The organism is Variovorax sp. P4_D9 (genome assembly GCF_056401695.1).
This window is the reverse complement of record NZ_JBFUIU010001422.1, coordinates 1-1,413: the sequence shown is the minus strand read 5'-3', so window position 1 is coordinate 1,413 and position 1,413 is coordinate 1. Positions and strand designations below refer to the sequence as shown.

3 protein-coding genes are annotated in these 1,413 nt (G+C 62.6%); 1 reads left to right on the top strand and 2 read right to left on the bottom strand.

Annotation, left to right across the window (positions count from 1 at the left end; all coding sequences use genetic code 11):
- Positions 1-167 precede the first annotated feature (167 nt).
- Positions 168-419, top strand: coding sequence for a hypothetical protein (locus AC1DY5_RS55600; RefSeq protein ID WP_478122700.1), 252 nt, complete (start codon positions 168-170; stop codon positions 417-419).
- Positions 420-433: 14 nt separating this feature from the next.
- Here the strand turns inward: AC1DY5_RS55600 and AC1DY5_RS55595 are convergent, their stop codons facing one another.
- Positions 434-607, bottom strand: coding sequence for a hypothetical protein (locus tag AC1DY5_RS55595; protein ID WP_478122699.1), 174 nt, complete (start codon positions 605-607; stop codon positions 434-436).
- Positions 608-615: 8 nt separating this feature from the next.
- Positions 616-939 carry a hypothetical protein gene (locus AC1DY5_RS55590; protein WP_478122698.1) on the bottom strand — a complete coding sequence of 108 codons (324 nt, stop codon included), beginning with the start codon at positions 937-939 and terminating at the stop codon, positions 616-618.
- Positions 940-1,413 lie beyond the last annotated feature (474 nt).

Genomic DNA, 1,413 nt, shown 5'->3' with positions numbered 1-1,413 from the left:
CCGCAAATGGGCGAAGCCGAGCCGCCGCGCGTGACCGCGCCAAAGGTGTCGAGTACTGAACGTTCTGACGCGCGCAAGACCCGCAAATCGGACGCCGCTGCAGCCAACAAGGCAGGCGAAATCAAGTCGAAGGGCGAAACGAGCTACTGAACGGGTGCGGTGGCCTGATGGCTGGCGCGAAGCTCCTGCGCCTCGTCCTGCCGACCCCGCCCTCGCCGGCCGAGGAGATCCGCCAGCGCGTGCGCGCGGTGCCGAGGCCGGTGCCTTTCGGATCCGGATGCCGGCATCTGCTCGGAGAGGAGAAGTGGACGACACGTGTCGATCGGTGCCATTGCGGCATTGATCGTGCGTTCGGCGGCGAGCGCGTCTTCAAGATGATCAGAAAGGGGTTTGGCACCATGTGCCAAATCGAGCCATGACTGAACCGAGTGAACTATCGGACGAAGAACTGCTGGATCGCGCACACCAGCTTCGACTGCGGCCGGCGATGAAATCGCCAAAGGCACGCAGCTTCGGCGGCATCTGCCGCCGGCCGTTGGCGATCAACACAATGCGGATGGCTCAGCCCCCAGTCGCGACCGATCGGGTCATAGAAGCCGTCCTCCATGTGTGTGTTCAGACCTGGATGGCGGCTGCCTTTTGCGCCTTGTGTGTGGCGTAGCGTCGCCACAGCAGCAATGTCATGCTGATGCAGGTGAGGACGACACAGCCCAGGGCCAGGTGCCACGTCACGAACGCAGCCGAGTCGCCGGTCTCGGTCGTGAACGGCGTCACCGCCTCGATCAGCGCCTCCTGCAGTTGGAGCAGCTGCGGAGTGGGCTTCGCGATGATGCCAGCCAGCCCAATCTCCTGCGCCGGGATGTAGTAGTACTTGAAGGCCTCCAGCTCTATCTCGTCCAGTCGAATTCCAGTGAGGATCTTTTCGACGGCGGCATACATCTTGTCTAGGTCCGCGGTTTGGACGAACCGCTGCACCAGCGTGACGTGCGGTCGGTGGGTCGCATCCAGAGCAAATCCCTTGGGAAAAGTCTGAACCCTTCCATTGGATGTCCGCGGCCGGCTACTTCACGACGGCCCTGCCAGCGGTGGGACTGCAATTCGAGCAGGCGATCAAAGTTCAGCATGTGCGAGCCGGGCGCACTCTCTCTGTCTCCAATGCATTGCAGGCGAACATTCCAAGCTCCATAGCAGCCGTCGCCCGATGTCGGGATTTGGCCGATCTGAGCCGCACGGCGAAACACGGCCAGCGGCGACTTCCGCTGCGTACCTACCGTATGACGTCGCTGACCGTAGGCAGGGTAAGGCCCACTGCGCAAGTTCGGCGATCAGATACGATGGTAGACGAACGTACACCGCATTCGCGTGCAGTCGCGACCAGGGCGTAGACTCCCCAGTTGCATGCGCGATCCCGGA